This is a genomic window from Chelativorans composti (genome assembly GCF_039541695.1).
In the GTDB taxonomy this organism is placed as follows: Bacteria; Pseudomonadota; Alphaproteobacteria; order Rhizobiales; family Rhizobiaceae; genus Chelativorans; species Chelativorans composti.
On sequence record NZ_BAABGS010000072.1, the window covers coordinates 71028 to 91773 of the forward strand.

Below are 20746 nucleotides of genomic sequence, written 5' to 3' on the forward strand. Positions count from 1 at the left end.
CTCCAGGCGCGAGGTTCCCGGCGGCCGGGACATCGCCCCGGCCGCAATCGTCAGATCAGATCAATTGATGCCCTTGCCGCCGCACTTGCCCGTGGCGACGTTGAAGTTTCCGCAAGACAGCGGCGCGCGCCAGTCGGCGATCAGATCCTTGGAATCGGGCAGGTAGTCGGACCACTCGTCGCCCACGACGAGGCCCGGCGTCTCCCACACGATCTCGAACTGGCCATCCGACTGGATCTCGCCGATCAACACCGGCTTGGTGATGTGGTGGTTCGGCATCATGGTTGAGTAGCCGCCGGAAAGGTTTGGCACCGACACGCCGATGATCGCGTCGATCACCGCGTCAGGATCGGTGGTGCCGGCCTTCTCAACCGCCTTCACCCACATGTTGAAACCGATGTAATGGGCTTCCATCGGGTCGTTGGTCACGCGCTTGTCGTCGCCAATGAAGGCGTGCCATGTCTCGATGAACTCGGCGTTCGCCTCGGTGTCCACCGACTGGAAATAGTTCCAGGCCGCCAGGTGCCCGACCAGAGGCTCCGTGTCGATGCCGGCCAGTTCCTCCTCGCCCACAGAGAAGGCCACGACCGGAATGTCCTCAGCCTTGATGCCCTGGTTGGCAAGCTCCTTGTAGAAGGGAACGTTCGCGTCGCCGTTGATGGTCGACACCACGGCCGTCTTCTTGCCGGCCGAGCCGAAGTTCTTGATGTCCGTCACGATCGTCTGCCAGTCGGAATGACCGAACGGCGTGTAGTTGATCATGATGTCCTCGGGCGCCACGCCCTTGGATTCCAGATAGGCCTGCAGGATCTTGTTCGTCGTCTGCGGATAGACGTAGTCGGTGCCGGCCAGCACCCAGCGCTCGACGCCTTCCACGTCCATGAGGTAATCGACGGCCGGGATGGCCTGCTGATTGGGCGCGGCGCCGGTGTAGAACACGTTGCGCTGGCTTTCCTCACCCTCGTACTGCACGGGGTAGAACAGCAGCCCGTTGAGCTCCTCGAACACCGGCAGCACGGACTTGCGCGACACCGAGGTCCAGCAACCGAACACGGCCGCGACCTTCTCCTTCTCGAGCAGGTCGCGCGCCTTCTCGGCAAACAGCGGCCAGTCGGACGCCGGATCCACCACCACCGCCTCGAGCTTCTTGCCGAGCAGGCCGCCCTTCTTGTTCTGCTCCTCGATGAGCATCAGCATGACGTCCTTCAGCGTCGTCTCCGAGATTGCCATGGTCCCGGACAGCGAATGGAGGATGCCGACCTTGATCGTGTCCTCCTGCGCGAAGCTCTCCCCGGACATCAAGGCTCCGGCCAGGACCGTCGCTCCCATCAGCAGACTGCGCACCCTTGCAACTCGCGGCATGTTGGATCCCCTCTGGATGTGTTTTTGCGCTGCAACAGACAATGCAAAGCGCATGCCACTCAGGGGCGGATCAAAGAGCGCTGTTGTTACAGGGGGTTAGGAGGACCGGTCGGGCTCGTGCCAGATCGGGCCGCAGAAGCAATGCCCAAATCATCGGCAGGAATATTATTCCGCCCATGTTTTGATCAGGCCGGCATTTCAAGTTGCACGGCATTCCCGAGCCGCCTGAGCGGTCGGCTGCGCTTATGCCGTCGCACGCGTGATTGCGAGAACCCGCCCGCCCCTCGGGTTCTCAGCGGAAATGCTTGGAGAGCTTCAGCGCCTGGCCCTGGTAGTTGGACTTGAGGCTGCTGCCGTAGAGCTTCTGCGGGGCCCTGCTCATCCGCTCGTAGACGAGGCGGCCGACGATCTGCCCGTGTTCGAGGATGAACGGCACCTCGTGGCTGCGCACTTCCAGCACCGCGCGGCTGCCCGAGCCGCCCGCCGCCGAATGGCCGAAGCCGGGGTCGAAAAAGCCGGCATAATGCACGCGGAACTCGCCCACCAGCGGGTCGAAGGGTGTCATTTCGGCCGCATGGTTCGGCGGCACATGCACCGCCTCGCGCGAGACCAGGATGTAGAACTCGTCCGGGTCGAGCACCAGCTCCCGCTTGCCGTAGTCGTAGATCGGCTCCCAGAAGTCGCGCACGTCATAGGCTGCCTTGCGGTCCACGTCGATGACGCCCGAGTGATGCTTCGCCCGGTAGCCGACCAGGCCGCCCTCGCCGCCATTGAGGTCGATCGAAAGGGCGATGCCGCCGCCAGAGATATTGGGTTGTTCGGAGGCCACCAGCGTCTCGCGCTCGTGCAGCTGCGCGAGCTCCTCCTCGCTCAGCACGGCATTGCCGCGCCGGAAGCGGATCTGCGACAGCCGCGAGCCGGGCCGCACCACAATCGGGAACGTGCGCGGGCTGACCTCGAGATAGAGCGGCCCTGTATAGCCGGCCGGGATCTTGTCGAACTCCTGCCCGTGGTCGGTAATGACGCGGGTGAAGATGTCGAGGCGGCCCGTCGAGCTCTTCGGATTGGCGGAGGCCGAGACGTCCTGCGGCAGGCGAAGCGTTTCCATGAGCGGCACGATATAGACGCATCCCGTCTCCAGCACCGCGCCGGCATCGAGGCTGATCTCGTGCAGCTTCAGCCGCTCGAGCTTGTCCAGCACCCGGCATTTCGGGCCCGGAAGGAAGCTGGCGCGAACACGATAGGCAACCCGCCCAAGGCGCAGGTCGAGGCTCGCCGGCTGGATCTGGTCCTCGTCCAGCGGTCGTTCCGATGCGAGTGCGCCCTGGTTGAAAAGCTCTGCAATGTCAGAGTCAGGCAGGATGCCCGGGTTCACCACGTCTAGCCTCCAGGATTTTGCAGGGGAGCTTTACCGTCCTGCACAATTGACGCAAGGAGAATACGCGATTAAAGGGTCGTTATCCCGTGGTGATTTGCCGGTCGGCTTGCAGCCACGTTAAAGAAGTCGCTAAAAGGCCGCGCTCGATGTCGATGCTCATCCGGCGTTTTACGCGGCCGACAATTTGGGCAGAGACAATGGCACAATCAGACAATAGTACAGGTTGGAAGCCGCAGACCGCCTTGGTCCACGGCCATACCCTTCGTTCGCAGTTTCAGGAAACCTCCGAGGCAATCTGGCTGACCCAGGGCTTCGTCTACGAGACGGCCGAAGCCGCCGAAGCCCGCTTCAAGGGCGAGGATCCGGGCTTCATCTATTCCCGCTACGCCAACCCGACCGTCGACATGTTCGAAAAGCGCATGATCGAGCTGGAGGGTGCGGAAGACGCCCGCGCGATGGCTTCCGGCATGGCGGCGGTGGCTGCGGCCATTCTCTGTTCGCTGAAGGCGGGCGACCATGTTGTCTCCGCCCGCGCGCTGTTCGGCTCCTGTCACTGGATCATCGAGCATCTCCTGCCGCGCTACGGCATCGAAACCACCTTCGTCGACGGCCGCGACCTGTCGGCCTGGGAAGCCGCGATCCGGCCGAACACCAAGCTCTTCTTCATGGAGACGCCGACCAACCCGACGCTGGAGGTCTATGACATCCGCGCCATCGCCAATCTGGCGAATGCCGCCGGCGCCCGCCTGGTGGTCGACAACGTCTTCGCCACCCCCCTCTACCAGAAGCCGCTGCAGCATGGCGCACATGTCGTGGTCTACTCGGCCACCAAGCACATTGACGGCCAGGGCCGCTGCCTGGGCGGCATTGTCCTCTCGGACAAGGAGTGGATCGAGGCCAACCTGCACGACTATTTCCGTCATACCGGCCCGAGCCTTTCGCCCTTCAATGCCTGGGCGCTGCTGAAAGGTCTGGAAACGCTGCCGCTGCGCGTGCGCCAGCAGACGCACAATGCCTCGCAGATTGCGGATTTCCTCGCAGGCCACCCGAAGGTTGCGCGCGTGATCTATCCCGGCCGCAAGGACCATCCGCAGGCTGACATCATCGCCCGCCAGATGACCGGCGGTTCGACCCTGGTTTGCATCGAGCTCAAGGACGGGAAGCGCGCGGCCTTCAACTTCGCCAACGCGCTCGAGGTCATCAAGATCTCGAACAACCTCGGCGATGCCAAGAGCCTGATCACGCATCCGGCAACCACGACGCACAAGAACCTGTCGGACGAAAGCCGCGCTGAAGCCGGCATCACCGACGGCACGCTGCGCCTGTCGGCAGGCATCGAAGATACCGAGGATTTGCTGAAAGACATCGAGCGCGCGCTCGCCGCCGCCTGATGCGCGGGCAAGCGGACGGGCGGCCGCCCGTCCGCTTGAGCTGAGCATTGGACGTGGACACTCCCCGCGAGCCTTATTGATCTGCCGGTCGTCTGCGCTACAACATAGACAGTCTCGGCGGCTCCTTGCCTGCCGGAAATTGTTTTTGACGCAGCGTCCTCGGGAAGACCATGTACCGCGCCACCACTGCAGGCATTGAAGTATCCGTCGAGGCATTCTTTCTGCCGGACGAGTCTGACCTCGAGGAAGGCCGCTTCGTCTGGGCCTATCAAGTGACCATCGTCAACAATTCGCCCGAGCCGGTTCGTCTTCTCTCCCGCTACTGGCACATCACCGACGAGCTCGGCCGTGTGCAGGAAGTGCGCGGCGAAGGCGTCGTGGGCGAAAAGCCTGTGATCGAACCCGGCGACAGCTTCCAGTACACCTCCGGATGCCCGTTGAGCACGCCGTCGGGCATCATGGTTGGCCGCTACACGATGGAGAAGGAATCCGGCGACCAGTTCGAGGTGGACATCCCGGCCTTCTCGCTCGACATTCCCGGCAAGCGCACAGTGCTGAACTGAGGAGACTGCACCGGTGCGGACACCGGCTTCGGCCCGTCTGCCGCCCCCCTCAAACGAATGTGGCGCGGGGATCCCGCGCCGCACTCGACTTTTCAGGCTGCAAGTCCGGCTCTGACGGACTCGGCCTCAGTGCGGCTTGAAGAAGTCCGCCGGATCAAAGAGATATTCGGTCGAGCAGAACTCGCAGTTGACGCGGATGACGCCGTTTTCCGTGCTCTCGTGGATTTCCTCGGCCGTGAAGCCACTCAGAATCGACCGCACCTTCTCGCGCGAGCACGAGCACTTGTCGACGATGTTCACGCCCTCGAAGACGCGCACGCCATGCTCATGAAACAGACGGTAAAGCAGCCGTTCCGTTCCGACCGACGGGTCCACCAGCTCGTCGTCCTGTACGGTCTTCAGCAGCGTCACGGCCTCCACCCAGGAGTCATCGTCGGGATGGCCGTTGCCCGCTTCTTCCGGGTCTCCGTCGCCGCCATGCAGGTCCTTCATCCGCGCCCGGTCCGTGTTGCTTGGCAGGAACTGCAGCAGCACGCCGCCGGCGCGCCAGGTTTCCACCACACCGTTCTCGCCCGGCACCTGCATGCGGGCCACGCCCAGCCGCACTTCCGTCGGGATCTGTTCCGACTGGCGGAAATAGGTGCGCGCCACGTCCTCGAGCGTCGAGCCGTCAAGCTGCACGATACCCTGGTAACGCCGCATGTGCGGGCCCTGGTCGATCGTCAGCGCCAGCACGCCGTTGCCGAGCAGTTCCTCGGGGCTGTCTTTGCCCGCAGCCACCGCCTCGGCCAGACGCTCGTCGCTGTAGCGCGCATAGGCGCGCACGTTGCCCGGCGTCGTGAAGTCGGCGACCAGAAGGTCGACCGGCCCGTCTGAACGGGTCTGGACGATGAACTTCCCGTTGAACTTCAGCGAACTGCCGAGCATCACGGTGAGCGTGATGACCTCGGCCAGAAGCCGGGAAACGGGATCAGGATACTTGTGCCGGGTGAGGATCTGGTCGAGCATCTGGCCGACCTGAACGGCGCGGCCGCGCACGTCCAGCTTGTCCACCTGGAAAGGCACGACGTGGTCGTCGCCGGCGTAACCGAATTCACCCAGTTTCGCGTTTTGCAAGCTCACTTCTCAAAACACCATGCAAGGATCGCCTTCTGCGCATGTAGACGGTTCTCAGCCTCGTCGAACACGACGGAGTGCGGCCCGTCGATGACCTCGTCCGTCACTTCTTCCCCGCGGTGGGCGGGCAGGCAGTGCATGAACAGCGCATCAGGCTTTGCAAGGCTCATAAGCTTTGCATTGACCTGGTAGGGCATGAAGACATTGTGTCCGCGGGCCCGGTGCTCCTGACCCATCGACACCCAGGTGTCGGTGACGACGCAGTCCGCTCCGGCAACGGCTTCTTCGGCCGATTGTGTCAGCATCACCTGCGCCCCATGTGCGCGGGCCCACTCTACATAGTGTTGCTTGGGCTCACTTCCAGAGGGCACGGCCACGTTGATGCGGAAGCCGAACTGCGCGGAAGCCTCGAGCAGCGAATGAAGCACGTTGTTGCCGTCGCCGGCCCAGGCGAACAGCTTGTCCTTCACCGGGCCGCGATGCTCCTCGAAGGTCAGGATGTCGGCCATGATCTGGCACGGATGCGTGTCGTCGGTAAGCGCATTGATCACCGGCACCGTGGCGTATTCCGCCAGCTCCAGCAGGCGGCTGTGGGCCGTGGTGCGGATCATGATTGCGTCCACATAACGCGACAGAACGCGGGCGGTGTCGGCGATGGTCTCGCTCCGGCCGAGCTGCATTTCGGTGCCGGTCAACATTATCGTCTCGCCGCCCAGCTGCCGCATGCCCACGTCGAAGGAGACGCGGGTGCGGGTGGAAGCCTTCTCGAAGATCATGGCCAGAACCTTGCCCTGGAGCGGCTTGGGGCTGGGTTCACCCGCTTTCAGCTTCGCCTTTCGCTCCTTCGCGTCATCCAGGATGCGTCTCAGCTCGCTGGCCGGCAGTGCGGAAAGGTCGAGGAAATGGCGCGGAGTGGTCATGATGTGCCTTCGTTTAGCTTGCTGCCGCCCGTGTGGCGGCCGATACGGCGCTGGAAGCCCTCCGGATGCGCTCTAGCGCTTCCTGGATGTCTTCTTCCGTCGCGGTCAGCGGCGGCAGAAGACGCAGAACATTGTCACCGGCAGGGGCGGTAAGCAGCTTCTCTTCGATAAGGGCCTTCTGCAGGACGGTGTTCTGCGGCTTGCAGCGCAGACCCAGCATCAGCCCCTCGCCCCTGACGTCCTCGATGACATCCGAAAACTCGTCCGCGATCGCGGCCAGCCCCTGCTTGAGGGCGAGACCCTTCTGGGCGACTCCCTCGAGGAAGCCTTCGCCCAGCACGACGTCGAGCACGGCATTGCCCACCGCCATGGCCAACGGGTTGCCGCCGAAGGTTGTTCCGTGCGAGCCGGCGGTCATGCCGCTCGCTGCCTCTTCCGTCGCAAGGCAGGCGCCGATCGGGAAGCCTCCGCCAAGGCCCTTGGCGAGCGCGACGATATCCGGCCTCACCCCGGCCCATTCGCAGGCCAGGAACTTGCCCGTGCGGCCGACGCCAGTCTGCACCTCGTCGAAGATCAAAAGTAGGCCGTGCTTGTCGCAGAGCGACCGCAGCCTGCGCAGGCTCGCCAGCGGAATGCGGCGCACACCGCCCTCGCCCTGGATCGGTTCGACCAGGATCGCCGCGGTGTCAGGGCCGATGGTCTTTTCGACGGCATCGATGTCATCGAAGGGCACCTGGTCGAACCCTTCGACCACCGGACCGAACCCTTCGAGGTATTTCTTCTGTCCGCCCGCGGCGAGCGTCGCCAGCGTGCGGCCGTGGAACGCCCCCTCGAAGGTAATGATACGGTAGCGGTTCGGGGAACCCTTCACGTAGTGATAACGGCGTGCGGTCTTGATCGCGCATTCCAGCGCCTCGGCGCCCGAATTGGCGAAGAACACCTTGTCGGCGAAGGTCGCCTCCACCAGCCGCTCGCCCAGCCGTTCCTGGCCGGGGACGCGGTACAGGTTCGAGACATGCCAGAGCTTGCCGGCCTGCCCGACCAGCGCCGCAACGAGGTGCGGATGGCCGTGTCCGAGCGAATTGACCGCAATTCCGGCCGCGAAATCCAGGTATCGCTCTCCATCCGAGGTGATCAGCCAGGAACCCTCGCCACGCTCGAAGGCAAGCGGAAGACGGGCGAACGTATTGAAAAGAGGCGAACCGGACATTCAAGAACTCTCCTGGACTGCCGCCGGACCGCGGGTGTACCTGCACTGACCCGCGACGGAAACTAAAATGCCGCCCAAGGGCGGCACGGTCGCTTTTATCAGCGCTTTTTTCGCGGAAGTCAACGAGCGTTCACAGTGGATAATTTGCGTGACCCCCTTTTGCTTCCTGTAAATTGACACCCAAGTTGGGGAAAACCCGAAAAAGAGATACGCCGCGACTTTGGGACTCTTGTCACGGAGTCAACCGATAATGTACCTTGCCGCCATAACAACGAATTTTGTGCGGCAGCTCATCCTATCCGTTTCGACCCTGCGTCCTCTCCGCATAGGCGGAGCGGAATGTAAGAGGGATTCTGCCGCGCCGACAAGGAGCGCAAACCCATGAGCTGGACAGACGAACGCGTGGAGGCGTTGAAGAAACTTTGGGCGGAAGGCTTGAGTGCAAGCCAGATCGCAGCTCAGCTCGGCGGGGTCAGCCGCAATGCCGTGATTGGCAAGGTCCATCGCCTGAAACTGTCCGGACGCGGGCGCACGAACGCAGCCCCTGCCCGGCAGAAGAAGGCAGCGGCCCCTGTAACCACCACCGCCACCGCGCCGGCACAGGCGCCGGCAGTTCGCAGCAAGCCTCGCCCGGCGGCGCCCGCTGCACCGGTCCGCCCGATGGTTGCAACGACCGTCGGCGCCACCGCTCTCAAGGTGCAGTACGACGAGGAGCCGGCCGTATACCAGCAGTACCAGGCTCTGCCCGACAACGTCGTGCCGATTGCGCGCAATCTGAAGCTGATCGAGCTGACGGAGCGGACCTGCAAGTGGCCGAACGGCGACCCGCTCTCAGAGGATTTCAGCTTCTGCGGCGCTGACTCCACCGAGAACAGCCCGTACTGCACGTTCCATTCGAGGCTGGCCTATCAGCCCGCCGCCGAGCGGCGCCGTCTCCGTTAGGCGGTTCAGGAAAAGTGGGAACCGGTCTTGCGTCCGGAGCCGCGAAAAACAGTCGTCAGAGCAATTCAGGGCCTCCATGAATCTGAATTGCTTTGGAGCAACCGGGTTCCAAGGAAGCCCGAGACTGTTCTCGCGGTACAGACCTTCTCGCTGTTCCGGACGGAAGCCTAACGGGGCTTTTCCAGAACGGCTCTAGGACTTCACGTCTCCACCTTCCGAAAGCGGCCTTGTGCCGCTTCTTTTTTGCCGCAGGGGCAGCAATCTCTTGACCCTGCGGCGGCTATCCCTCCGCGCCCTGGCGCTTTGTATCCGGCTGGATCTGCTTCCGTCCGTGGGGCGTCTTTTCCCAGTAGAACGGCTTCCTGTATAGCTGCCAGGCGGCGCGCCAGGCTGCGAGCGACAGCATGAACCAGTATCCGGGCGTATAGAGCGCGTAGCGCCACAATCCCTCCCTCTTTCGCGGCGGCAGGCTATACCACCCAATCGTCAGAAAGCCCGCATAGCCGAACAGCAGGTTGGCCACGTTGAGGGCGAAGAGGATCCGCTCGTAGGCTGTAACCCCTTCGACAAAGCTATGGCGCAGGGCCCCGTAAAGCAGGGTGGGCACCATGAACACATTGCTCATCACCGCGATGAGGGTGCAGAAGACGAGCCCCTGTACGACCAGAAACGATCCCGCCCCGATGTCGCGGAAGAGAGCCCGGGGATCGCGCATATGCACCAGCCAGGTCTGGAGCCAGCCCTTGAACCAGCGCGTCCGCTGCCGCAGCCATACATCCGGCCGCGTCGGCGCGTCCTCGTAGGTGGGGGAGAGGATGGTGTCGGAATGGTAGCCCATACGGGCGAGCCGGATTCCGAGATCCGCATCTTCCGTCACGTTATAGGGATCCCACGCGCCGGAAGCCTCGAGCGCATGCCGGCGGAAATGATTGGACGTGCCGCCGAGCGGCAGGACGAGCCGGTGGCTTCCGAGCCACGGAAGCATGGCTGCGAACAGCGCCGAGTATTCGAATGCGAACATGCGTGACAGCCAGCTGCCCCAACCGTTGGTGATCACCAGCGGCGCCTGCAGGCAGGCAAGAATCTGGTCGCTGCGCCGGAACCTCCGCCACGCTTCGACCAGCTGATAGGGGTGCGGGCGGTCCTCCGCATCGTAGATCACGACGAAATCGCCCCTGCAATGCTGCAGCGCGTAGCGCAGCGCCTTGGGCTTCGTGCGCGGCGTCGAGGACGGAACCTCCACGACCTGGACGTAATCGCGCAACTCGATGCTGCGGATCGCCGCCAGCGTCTCGTGGTCGTCCTCTTCGCACACAAGCTTGATTTCCAGCCTGCTGCGCGGCCAGACGAGGCGGCCAAGCGCCGTGAGCAGCTGAGGCACCACCTCGGCTTCCCGGTAGAGCGCCACCAGCACCGAGTAGACCGGCACACCCTCCTCCGGCATTTCGACCTCCGCGGGAAGCTCGGGCTGCCGGGGCCAGAGGACCTCGGTCAGCGCCACCACGCGCATGAGTGTGCAGAGGACGCAGCAGGCGAACGCGAGAATGTACGCGGCCAACGCCACCTCCATTGGCCAGAGGACGAGACACTGCACCAGCCCCGCCAACAGGAAGCCCACCACGACACCCTGCCGGCCGGTGAGCACCAGATGCGCGGACAGTTGCGGCAACGTTTCCTTCAGGCCAGCGATGGCCCTGCGCAGCATTTCTCGGCTCCCCCGCCGCCCGATGGCGCGTCGCAGACAATCGGCGCAGACGAAAATCACCCCTTTCAGCATGTCACGCTGACGGTCCAGGAAAGCGCCAAGCTCGTCCAGATCGAGCTCGCTCGGCGCGATCAGCAGGACGCATCGGCCCGTGCTGTCGACAGCCGTCACGGCCGGCAGCCCTTCGCGCCGCCCGAGCACCTGATGCGACTGTTCACCGGTGATGATCAGCCCCTCGGCCCTCACATCGGCCAGGAAGCGGACGCCCATCAGCCGTGCCGCCGCGCGCACGAACTCTGCCTCGGACACATGGCCGCCGGCGATTAGCTCCCGCTGGGGCAACGCACCCGCGAGACCTGCCTTTCGCGCAGCCCTCTCCCAGGTCTCCGCGTTCAGACCGAGCAGGATGTGCATCATCGGCCACAGCGAACCTGCCTTCGATGCGCCCGACATTTCTTCGCCGGATGTTGTCCTGTCGCCAGACCTGTCGATGAGGGAGCCATGGGGACCCGGCCGGTGCGCAAAAGCGACTGTCTGCTCCGCCAGGCTTCGCGGAAGTCTGGCGGTCTCGAACCGCTCGCTTGGTTTCGGCGCAAGCACAGTGTCGCCCGGTCCGTCAGCTTGCGACGAAGCGCCCATGCTCCCCGGCTCATGCGATTTTGGCAGTTCGCCGGTCCACGGCGCCTTCAGAGCGATCGGCGGCTCGCCGGCGTCCGCGGACGTCCCGCTTCCCGATGAACCGCCCGCCCCGGTCCCGTCCGCATCAGCTGCGCCCGATGCTTCCAGCGTCCAACGGGCTTCCGCTCGCCCTTTGGCCTCCGGACAACCGGCCACGGGGCGAGACCCTTCCGATTCCGCTATGACGCTGGAGCTCGTTGCCAGAAGTCCACCTTTTGCAGGACGGCCAGCCTCCGCGAAATGACCAGCTTTCACCAGGCGGTCAGTATCCACCGGGCGACCGGTTTCCACCGGACCGTCTGCCTCTTCCAGACGGCCGTCACAACTACCCTCGAAAATGCTGTCAGCGCAGAAAAACTTCCCTGCCGCCGTGAGGGAAGCCTCACGGACCCATTCGACGCCATTCATGGTCAAGACACCCACCCCAGGCGTTGAGCGAAAACTCAATGCCTCCCCAGACGTTCTGCCCTCGAAAGCCGGTTCCCTTGCGCAGACGCCATCATGTTCGCCTGCGCCAATCACACACGTGAATGCCTGCAGCCTCAGCCCCGCCATGCACCCGATGTCGGCCCCGGGCGCACGACAAAACAATCGCAAAACAGCAACCGAGTGCTTATCCGGACTATTTCTTAGCCGGACTACAGGAATGTACTTTTGTTTATGCTGATTATGCCCTCGATCTAGATCGTAGTATTGCCTACCCTTCCCTCTCCCGTCAAACTCATTTTCCCCCTTCGATTGCACTATTTGAAAAAACGACAACCTTTGTTTGCGATGGCCGGATGTTTCCGCCGCAAAGGAATTTCTGTACGCTAATTGGAGTGAAGATTCGTTGGGTTGACAGGTCTCATGCTGCGCTTCGGTCTGGGGTTGGTGCTTGCCATCGCCCTGCTGCCTGCATCGGCGGCGGCTGAGCCGCTCGTTCCGCATTTCAGGGACACGCGGCAGCGACTTGCCGTACCGGACACGTCGGACATCCAGCGCCTTCGCTTTCTTACGACCACGGACTTCTTTCCCTTCAACATGCTGGACGAGCGTGGGAACCTGATCGGCTTCCATGTCGACCTCGCCCGTGCCATCTGCCGCAAGCTCGAGCTTGAACAGCGGTGCCAGGTCCAGGCCCTGCCCTTCGAGGAGCTGAGTGAGGCGCTTCAGAAGGGCGATGGTGAGGCCATCATCGCGGGGATCGCCATCACCGGGGAAAGCCGCTCGCGTTACGACTTCACGCAGCCCTATTTCCAGTTTCCGGCCCGCTTCGCGGCCCGCCGCGACGCCGCCATGGCCGAACCCCTCGCTGAAAGCCTCAAGGGAAAGCGCGTCGGTGTGCTCACCGGAACATCCCACGAGCAGATGCTGCGCGACCTGTTCCCCGGGCTTGAGATTGCCCCTTTTGACACCGAACGGGATCTTGTTCGCGCCGCCCGCGAGGGCGACGTGGCAGCCATCTTTGCCGACGGCGTCCGCCTGAGCTTCGCCCTGACGGACGAGGAGGCTGCCGGATGCTGCGCGTTCGTCGGAGGGCCGTACTATACCCAGGAGTACCTGGGACACGGGCTTGCCATCGCCACCCGGCCTGACCAGCCCTTAATTGGCCAGGCGCTCGACTACGCCCTGCAGCATCTCGAAGCGGAAAACGCCTTCAGCGAACTGTACCTGCGCTACTTCCCGCTGGATTTTTACAGCCTGTCGAACCCCTGAAAGGGGGTCATGACGCAGGAAATCCTGCCCTTTCCATTGACGCTGCGGGCGGCTGCGCGTACATGCCATGGCGTCCCAGGCCGCGCCCGGGGCGCATCCGCCTGTTTTTGGCGGCAATAACCCAATCAGACCGACCGGAAGCCACAATGACGACATCGTCCAGCAATGTGTCCCCTGTTTCGCCCGAACTCCTGAAAGCTGCGGCGGAAAGCAAGGCATGGCCGTTTGAAGAAGCGCGGAAGATCGTCAAACGCTACGAGAAGACTGGCTATCCGGCCCAGGTTCTGTTCGAGACCGGCTACGGCCCGTCGGGCCTGCCGCACATCGGCACCTTCGGCGAGGTGGCCCGTACCACCATGGTGCGCCATGCTTTCCACGTGCTCACCGAGTTCAAGGTGCCGACCAAGCTCATCTGCTTCTCGGATGACATGGACGGCCTGCGCAAGGTGCCGGACAACGTCCCCAACCCTGAGATGCTGCGCGCCTATCTCGGCAAGCCCCTGACGGCGGTGCCGGATCCGTTCGACAGCGGCATGTCCTTTGGCGCGGCGAACAACGCGCGCCTGCGGGCCTTCCTTGACCGCTTCGGCTTCGACTACAAATTTGCCTCCTCGACCGAATACTACCGCTCCGGCCGCTTCGACGCGACGCTGCTCAAAGTCCTGAAGCACTACGACGAGATCATGGCGGTCATTCTGCCGACCCTGCGCGAGGAGCGGAAGAAGACCTATTCACCCTTCCTGCCCATCCATCCGAAGACCGGCGTGGTGATGCAGGTTCCGGTCGAGGAACGCAACCTCGAGGCCGGCACCATCGTCTGGCGCGATCCGGACACCGGCGAGCGTTTCGAGACCCCCGTGACAGGCGGTCACGCCAAGCTTCAGTGGAAGCCGGACTGGGCGATGCGCTGGGTAGCCCTCGGCGTCGACTACGAGATGGCCGGCAAGGATCTGATCGACAGCGTCAAGCTCGGCGCCGAGATCTGCAAGATCCTCGGCGGTCGCGCACCGGAAGGATTCAACTACGAGCTTTTCCTGGACGAGAACGGCCAGAAGATCTCCAAGTCCAAGGGCAACGGCCTGACCATCGAGGAATGGCTGACCTACGCCCCGACCGAGAGCCTCTCGCTCTACATGTTCCAGAAGCCGAAGACGGCCAAGAAGCTCTATTTCGACGTCATCCCGCGCGCGGTGGACGAATACTACACGTTCCTGTCCGCCTATCCGCGCCAGGACTGGCCGAACCGCCTCGGCAACCCGGTCTGGCACATCCACAACGGCAACCCGCCGACCATAGACCTGCCGGTACCGTTCGCGCTGCTGCTCAACCTGGCGAGCGCCTCCAACGCCAGCGAAAAGGGCGTGATGTGGGGCTTCATCTCCCGCTATGCGCCGGGCGTATCGCCGGAGACCCATCCGGAGCTCGACCGCCTGACCGAATACGCCATCCGCTACTTCGACGACTTCGTGAAGCCGGCGAAGAAGTTCCGCGAGCCGGACGATGTGGAGCGCGCCACCCTGGAGGCCGTATCCCGGCGCCTGGCCGAGCTTCCGGCTGGCGCAAGCGGCGAGGACATCCAGAACGCCCTTCTCGACGTTGCCCGCGGCATCGAGCGCTATCAGGATCATACCAAGACGAGCCCGACCGGCGGCCCCGGCGTCTCGGTTTCCTTCTTCCAGATGCTCTACGAGGTCCTTCTTGGCCAGGAGCGCGGCCCGCGGTTCGGCTCCTTCGTCGCGCTCTACGGCATCGAGGAGACCCGCGAGCTGATCGCTAAGGCTCTGAGCGGAGAGCTCCGCGCCTGATCCGGCGGCTTCGCGCCGAACGCCAGCTCCGCATTTGCTGTTCGCTCTTGCAGCCCACCCCGGCGGTGGGCTGCTTCGTTTTCGCGCGTCCTCTCCTCCGGCGCGTTAACCGTATCATACGCATTCGGGAAGGCTGCTAACGTGCCGAGGGCGTCCGCGGGCGGTAAGATCCGCAATATGATTTGCCGCTACAGCGGCTTACGGTACCGGCAGGGGTAAACCTTGGCGCCTGAATGCGCCGCCGACGGGTCTTCAGCGCAAGCACAAAGGAGGCAGCCCGGACATTCTTGGTAAAAAGTTAGCAATTTCCTGCCGTGGGCGTCCGAGTTAACCGGGTGTTTACCATAGTTGACGAAAGTTTTGCCTGGAAACTGGCAAGGGTGCTTCGGCCCTCAAGGTTCCCTGGAGCGTGTAAGCGTGGGCGTTGAAGGATAGCCACCTCGCGGACGGCTCCGGTGTCGGAGAACGGCGGCCGTTGGGGGCCGCGTCAAGGCGGGCGATCCAATGAACAGCAGGCTTTCTTACGTAGACAGACTGAATGACGAAGGACAGCGCAAGCCCAGCTCTGCACTGGACAACATTTTGCAAACGCTTGCCCGGCTGGAAAAGCAGCTGGGGCGCGCCTTCGATGCCAGGAACAGCGAGGACGACATAACGAACCGGATCAAGAGAATTGCCGACGAAGCGGCTACCGAGAACAACAGCCCCGTGCGCGTGGCTGCGGACCCGGCGCGCGAAGGTCGCCTCTCTTCGTTCGGAAGCCTCCTGAATGACCGGGATACCTTCCGCCGTCATGACGACCAGCTCGCATCCATCAATTCCCTGGCCGTCGAACTCAACAACCTGCGCAGTGACCTGCAGGCGTCCATCAATCGCGGAATGCGGGAAGAGTTCTCCACCCTGCGCGAGGAGATCAACTCCGTGCTCGGCTCGGTCTCCCGCAGCCACGACGCGCACGGTCTCGAAGCCGGTCTTGCGCAGATCGCCAGCTCGATCGCCGAACTGTCCCGGCGCGACGACCGCGACACCCAGCTTCTTCACCTCGAGCTCGGCCGCCTAAAGGCCGCCATCGACGATCTGCTGCATCTGGAGCAGAACCGCACGGATGCCACCCTTGGCCAGAGCCTCGATGCCCTGCAGGAGCGTCTGGACCAGATCGCCGACAACATCGGCCGGTTGCCGGATGGACATGTCATTCAGGTCTTCGACGACCACATGCGCCAGCTCACGCTTGCGCTCGAGAAGCTAGCGTCCCACGCCCACAGCGACCAGCGCCACCTCCTGGAGGTGATTGACGAGCGTCTGGACGAGATTTCCCGCGCGATCGCTGCCTCGGCAGCCGTTGCGCACACGTCCGGCATTGACCCGGAAAGCCTGGAGCGGATCGAGGCGCGCATCAGCTCGCTCGCGCATCAGATCGAGGAACTGAACGAGGATCGGCCCTCCGTCACCGTGCTGGAGCACCTGGCAGATCTTTCCGACCGTGTCGACGAGATCGCCCGGCGCATCGAGATCCCGGAACAGTCGCTTGAGCGGCTCACCCATTGCGTGGCGTTGATTTCCGAGCGTCTCGAGGGCGTGAGGATGCCGCCGGAGACGGAACAGATGCTGATGGCCATCCAGGCGCAGCTGTCGCAGCTCTCCACGGCCGTTTCGCGCCACCAGGCCGATCTGCTCAATCACGGCGCTCCGCTCTTCCATGCCGTCGAGGAGAAACTGCAGCGCGTCGTCGAGCGTCTGGAGAGCATCGGCACGCCTGCCGGCGCCGACAGCCTTCTGGCCGCGCTGGACGAGCGCTTCTCGGATCTCGCCCGCCGCATGGACGATATCCGCGCTGCCGAAGACGAGCGTTCCATGCAAATGCTCGAGCAGCGGCTGGAGACGATGGCGAAGCAGCTTCACTCGATCACCGGAGGCTCGGCCGACCCGCGCCTGCTCCACAAGCTGGTGTCCCAGATCAGCCATCTGTCGTCCCTGCTGGCCCGTCCCGGCCAGGACAGCGTCGAGAGCCTGTCGCCGCGCCTGGACGAGCTGGAGCGGTTCATCGTCGAAAGCCGCGCCTCGCTGATCGAAGCGACGCGCCAGGCGGCGGAGGAAGTTCTGCAGAAGTTCGCCGCCTCCAGGACATCGGAACCGATGGACGCCCGCCTGCAGGACGAGCTGCAGAAGCTGGAAGCTCTGACCCGCCAGAGCGCGGAGCGGAACTCCAGGACGTTTGAAGCCATTCACGACACCCTGCTGAAGATCGTCTCCCGCCTCGGCACGCTTGAGGCGGAAGGCAGTGCCACCATCGCACAGGATCTTGTCCGTGCGCGGGGGGAAACCGCGCCGGCCTTCGGGCTGCGGGCGCCGCGCACGGAGGATACCGCGCGGCGCGAGCCGGCCGTGTCCTCGACCGGGGCCGCGCCCGAGCCGAAGTCGCGCCTGCGTGCCCTGTCGCGCGCGTTCCGCCGCCGTCAGGTGAACGCGGAGATGGAGCAGGCCGCGCCATCCCTGCTGGAGCAATCTGAACCAGCGGCAGAAGCGCTTGCCAGCGACATCAACGCCATACTGCGCCGTGTCCGCTCTGATCGGCCTGCTGCGATGGAAGAGCGCGAAACCCTGGACAACGGCAGCTTCGTCGCGGCCGCCCGCCGCAGCATCCTGTCCGCTTCGCACGAAGATCATGAAGAGCAGAAGGCCGACGACACCGAGGGCTCGAAGTCCCGGTTGAGCATCGGCAGCATCCTGCGGCGTCACAAGAAGTACGCAGCTGCTGCGATCGGTGGCGCCATGCTGCTCGCCGGAGGCGTCCATTTCGCCTCCAATCTGTCGCCCTCATCCTTCGACCTGAGCCGCCATCTGCCGGCGGAAGCTCCCGCCCGCGACGGCGAGGAGGTCGAAATCACGGCGGATACCAGCGAGGCGGTCGATCCGCTTCAGACCGCAGCGACGCAGTCTTCTGAAGAGCCGTCCGCTGCGTCGGAGACGAGCAAGTCCATGACCGAGCGTCTCGTGCCGCAATATGCCTTCGCGGCGCCGCAGACGGCTGTGTCCGAAAAGGCGGCCGAGAATCTCGCGGCATATGTGCCGCAGGAAGCCGATCTGCCCGCCGAACTCCACGTCGAGCCGTTGCGCGAGGCAGCCCTTGAGGGCAATCCGCTGGCCTATTTCGAGATTGCCGGCCGCCTGGCGGAAGGCCGCGGCGTTCCCGCGGACATGAGCGCGGCTGCCATCTGGTACGAGCGCGCCGCGGCGAAGGGGCTGGCGCTGGCCCAATACCGCATCGGCAACATGTACGAAAAGGGCCTCGGCGTCGACCGTGACCTGAACAAGGCAAAGAAGTGGTACGAGGCTGCCGCCAAGCAGGGCAACGCGACCGCGATGCACAATCTCGGCGTTCTGCTCGCGATGGGCTCCGAGGGAACGCCCGACCATCAGGCAGCCGTCCGCTGGTTCACGGAGGCGGCCGACCTGAACGTGACCGACAGCCAGTTCAACCTCGCCATCCTGGCTGCCAAGGGCCTCGGCATGCCGAAAGATCTGACCGAAGCCTACAAGTGGCTCGACATCGTCGCGCGGAAGGGTGATGCCGACGCTGCCGCCAAGCGCGACGAGCTGGCGAAGGTCATGGATCCGGAACAGCTGAAGATCGCGGAAGGCAAGGCGAAGCTCTGGAAGGCCCGCACGCCCGACCTGGACGCCAACACGGTCTCCATCCCGGTCGAGTGGAGCGAAACGCAGATTTCCAGCAACTCGCCGGAATACCGGAAGGCCATCGCCACCGTTCAGGCCATCCTGAACAAGATGGGCTATGACGCCGGTGCCGCCGACGGCATCGTCGGCAACAAGACCCGCAACGCCATCAAGGCGTTCCAGTCGCAGAACGGCCTTCCCGCCACCGGCGAGATCGACGACGCCCTCGTGCGCAAGCTGCTGGAGCGCAGCGACACCGCATAAGACAGCCCGGATTCCGTGGAAGCGCGGGCGATCCCGCGCTTCCATTCTCCCGCCAGAAATGGGCTTGCGGCCCCTGCCCGGAGTGTCACAGGGACCGCACATTTCGCGATGGCCGGGGTTCCACAGCTCCGGCCTCAAATCCGCCGAAAAGGTGCCGTTCTTAGCAACTCTTCAAGCAATTGCTGGTAGTTGTTTGGCTTTGATGCGAACCCGGCGCGGGCAGTGCGTGCGGCGGGGGCGCGTGGGCATGCTGCCCACAGGTCTGGTTGGTTGTTAACTGCGGGTGTCGTCCGGGTGGGCCTCTATCTCCCAATTGCGGAAATGTCCGTGAACATACTGGTTCTTCTCGCCATGGGAGGAGCCGTAGGTTTCCTGTCGGGCATGTTCGGCGTTGGCGGCGGCTTCCTGATCACCCCGCTGCTGATCTTCTACAACATCCCTCCGGGCATCGCCGTTGCCACCGGCGCCAATCAGGTGATTGCGTCCTCGTTCTCCGGCGCGCTCGCCCATTTCAAGCGCGGCACGCTGGACGTGAAGCTCGGCTGCATGCTGCTGATCGGCGGCATCATCGGCTCGACCATCGGCATCTCCCTGTTTGCCTACCTGAACCGGCTGGGACAGCTCGACCTCATCGTCTCCCTGCTCTATGTCGTTTTCCTCGGCACCGTTGGCGGACTGATGCTGCTCGAGAGCATCCGCGCCATCCGCCGCGTGCGCAGCGGCCAGCCTCCAATCCCGGCCTCGGCGGGCCACCACAACTGGATTCACCGCCTGCCGCTGAAGATGCGCTTCCGCACGTCGAAGCTCTTCGTCAGCGTCATTCCGGTGCTGGTGATTGGCGCGGGCATCGGCATCCTCTCGTCCATCATGGGCGTCGGCGGCGGCTTCATCATGGTCCCGGCCCTGATTTACCTGCTCAAGGTGCCGACCAATGTCGTCGTCGGCACCTCGCTGTTCCAGATCATCTTCGTGTCCGCCTACACGACCATCGTGCATTCGACCACCAACCACACGGTCGACGTTGCGCTTGCCTTCCTGCTGATGATCGGCGGTGTGGCCGGCGCCCAGTACGGCGCCCGCGTGGGGCAAAAGCTGCGCGGCGAACAGCTGCGCGCCCTTCTGGCGCTGTTGGTGCTGGCCGTCGCTCTGCGCCTGGCCTTCGACCTCTTCGTCCGCCCGGACGACGTCTATTCCATCGTCGTGGGAGCCGTGTAAGCCATGCTCCTGCGCGTCCTTCTCTGCCTCGCCCTCGCCACCTTCGCCACCCGGGCCTCCAGCCAGGTCGGACCCGAGCCGGTTCCCGAAGGCATCCAGATCGGCCTGTCGACCGACACGATCTACATCACCTCCGATTTTTCCGGCGAGGATCTGACCATCTTCGGCGCGCTGGAAAATCCCAACACCCAGGTCCTCCGCCAGGGCCGCTATGACGTGGTGGTGGTGCTGGAAGGCCCGCCGCGCCCGACCGTCGTGCGCAAGAAGACCCGCGTTCTCGGCATGTGGATCAACACGGAGTCCGTCGCCTTCCGCGACGTGCCCGCCTCCTATTCCGTGGCCATGACCCGGCCGCCGCAGGACATTACCGACGAGGCAAGCTACCGGCAGCTGGCGCTGCGGGCCGCCAACATTCACCTGCAGCCGCTGGCCCCGGTTGAGAACAGCACCACGCTTGCCGAGTTCTCCGAGGCGCTGCGCTCGCGCATGGCCGCCACCGGCATGTTCTCCGAGCGCGTGGGCGGGGTGCAGTTCCTCTCCCAGAGCCTTTTCCGCGCAACGCTTTACCTTGCACCGCACGTGCCGGTGGGCACCCACCGCGCGCGGGCCTTTCTGTTCAAGAACGGCGCCTTTGTGAAGGAAACCTCCACCCACCTTACGATCCGCAAGGCGGGCCTGGAGCAGCGCCTCTACGAGTTTGCCCAGGAAAACGGCCTCGCCTACGGCGTGCTGGCCGTCCTGCTCGCCATCCTCACCGGCTGGCTGGGCAGCATCGTCTTCCGCAGGAGCTGACTGGCCTGAGCCGGGCCCACGGTCCCGGCAGC

General features: G+C 64.0%; 14 protein-coding genes and 1 riboswitch. Of the genes, 8 read left to right on the plus strand and 6 right to left on the minus strand.

Annotated elements, in window-relative coordinates; translation table 11 throughout:
* Positions 1 to 60: 60 nt before the first annotated feature.
* Both urtA and ABD906_RS13470 read right to left on the minus strand, forming a co-directional pair.
* Positions 61 to 1362 (minus strand): urea ABC transporter substrate-binding protein, encoded by a 1302-nt coding sequence (gene urtA / locus ABD906_RS13465; protein ID WP_378188742.1) that lies wholly within the window; start codon positions 1360 to 1362, stop codon positions 61 to 63.
* 292 nt (positions 1363 to 1654) lie between these two features.
* Complete coding sequence (locus ABD906_RS13470) at positions 1655 to 2740, minus strand: 2'-deoxycytidine 5'-triphosphate deaminase (RefSeq protein WP_345099932.1); 1086 nt, start codon at positions 2738 to 2740, stop codon at positions 1655 to 1657.
* 76 nt (positions 2741 to 2816) lie between these two features.
* Positions 2817 to 2893: riboswitch (SAM riboswitch) on the plus strand.
* Positions 2894 to 2937: 44 nt separating this feature from the next.
* On the opposite strand from ABD906_RS13470, the gene ABD906_RS13475 reads away from it, so the two are divergent.
* Both ABD906_RS13475 and apaG read left to right on the plus strand, forming a co-directional pair.
* Complete coding sequence (locus tag ABD906_RS13475; RefSeq protein WP_345099933.1) at positions 2938 to 4131, plus strand: O-succinylhomoserine sulfhydrylase; 1194 nt, start codon at positions 2938 to 2940, stop codon at positions 4129 to 4131.
* Positions 4132 to 4301: 170 nt separating this feature from the next.
* A complete protein-coding gene (gene apaG, locus ABD906_RS13480) occupies positions 4302 to 4694 on the plus strand; it encodes a Co2+/Mg2+ efflux protein ApaG (RefSeq protein ID WP_345099934.1) in 393 nt (130 codons plus the stop codon).
* Positions 4695 to 4820: 126 nt separating this feature from the next.
* Here apaG and ABD906_RS13485 read toward each other — a convergent pair whose 3' ends face one another.
* Genes ABD906_RS13485 through ABD906_RS13495 form a run of 3 tightly spaced genes read right to left on the minus strand, consistent with a single transcriptional unit; the run spans position 4821 to position 7940 of the window.
* Positions 4821 to 5816: an Hsp33 family molecular chaperone gene (locus ABD906_RS13485; RefSeq protein ID WP_345099935.1), complete on the minus strand. Its 996-nt coding sequence runs from the start codon at positions 5814 to 5816 to the stop codon at positions 4821 to 4823.
* Positions 5813 to 6730 (minus strand): ornithine carbamoyltransferase, encoded by a 918-nt coding sequence (gene argF / locus ABD906_RS13490; RefSeq protein WP_345099936.1) that lies wholly within the window; start codon positions 6728 to 6730, stop codon positions 5813 to 5815. The genes ABD906_RS13485 and argF overlap by 4 nt, the downstream gene beginning before the upstream one ends.
* Before the next feature lie 13 nt (positions 6731 to 6743).
* Positions 6744 to 7940 (minus strand): aspartate aminotransferase family protein, encoded by a 1197-nt coding sequence (locus ABD906_RS13495; RefSeq protein WP_345099937.1) that lies wholly within the window; start codon positions 7938 to 7940, stop codon positions 6744 to 6746.
* Between the two features lie 381 nt (positions 7941 to 8321).
* Between ABD906_RS13495 and ABD906_RS13500 the strand changes: the two genes are divergently transcribed.
* A complete protein-coding gene (locus ABD906_RS13500; RefSeq protein WP_345099938.1) occupies positions 8322 to 8882 on the plus strand; it encodes a GcrA family cell cycle regulator in 561 nt (186 codons plus the stop codon).
* A gap of 280 nt (positions 8883 to 9162) precedes the next feature.
* On the opposite strand, the gene ABD906_RS13505 is transcribed toward ABD906_RS13500, so the two are convergent.
* The gene (locus ABD906_RS13505; protein WP_345099939.1) at positions 9163 to 11226 is read right to left on the minus strand and encodes a glycosyltransferase; all 2064 of its coding nucleotides are present in this window, start codon (positions 11224 to 11226) and stop codon (positions 9163 to 9165) included.
* A gap of 876 nt (positions 11227 to 12102) precedes the next feature.
* Between ABD906_RS13505 and ABD906_RS13510 the strand changes: the two genes are divergently transcribed.
* The 5 genes from ABD906_RS13510 to ABD906_RS13530 all read left to right on the plus strand — a co-directional run bounded on the left by ABD906_RS13510 (position 12103) and on the right by ABD906_RS13530 (position 20714).
* Complete coding sequence (locus ABD906_RS13510; RefSeq protein ID WP_345099940.1) at positions 12103 to 12963, plus strand: transporter substrate-binding domain-containing protein; 861 nt, start codon at positions 12103 to 12105, stop codon at positions 12961 to 12963.
* 146 nt (positions 12964 to 13109) lie between these two features.
* Positions 13110 to 14768 carry a lysine--tRNA ligase gene (locus ABD906_RS13515; protein ID WP_345099941.1) on the plus strand — a complete coding sequence of 553 codons (1659 nt, stop codon included), beginning with the start codon at positions 13110 to 13112 and terminating at the stop codon, positions 14766 to 14768.
* A gap of 504 nt (positions 14769 to 15272) precedes the next feature.
* A complete protein-coding gene (locus ABD906_RS13520; RefSeq protein ID WP_345099942.1) occupies positions 15273 to 18707 on the plus strand; it encodes a peptidoglycan-binding protein in 3435 nt (1144 codons plus the stop codon).
* A gap of 294 nt (positions 18708 to 19001) precedes the next feature.
* Positions 19002 to 19922, plus strand: coding sequence for a sulfite exporter TauE/SafE family protein (locus ABD906_RS13525; protein WP_345099943.1), 921 nt, complete (start codon positions 19002 to 19004; stop codon positions 19920 to 19922).
* 3 nt (positions 19923 to 19925) lie between these two features.
* Entirely contained in the window at positions 19926 to 20714 is a 789-nt protein-coding gene (locus tag ABD906_RS13530; RefSeq protein ID WP_345099944.1) for a TIGR02186 family protein, read from the plus strand.
* Positions 20715 to 20746: the final 32 nt, after the last annotated feature.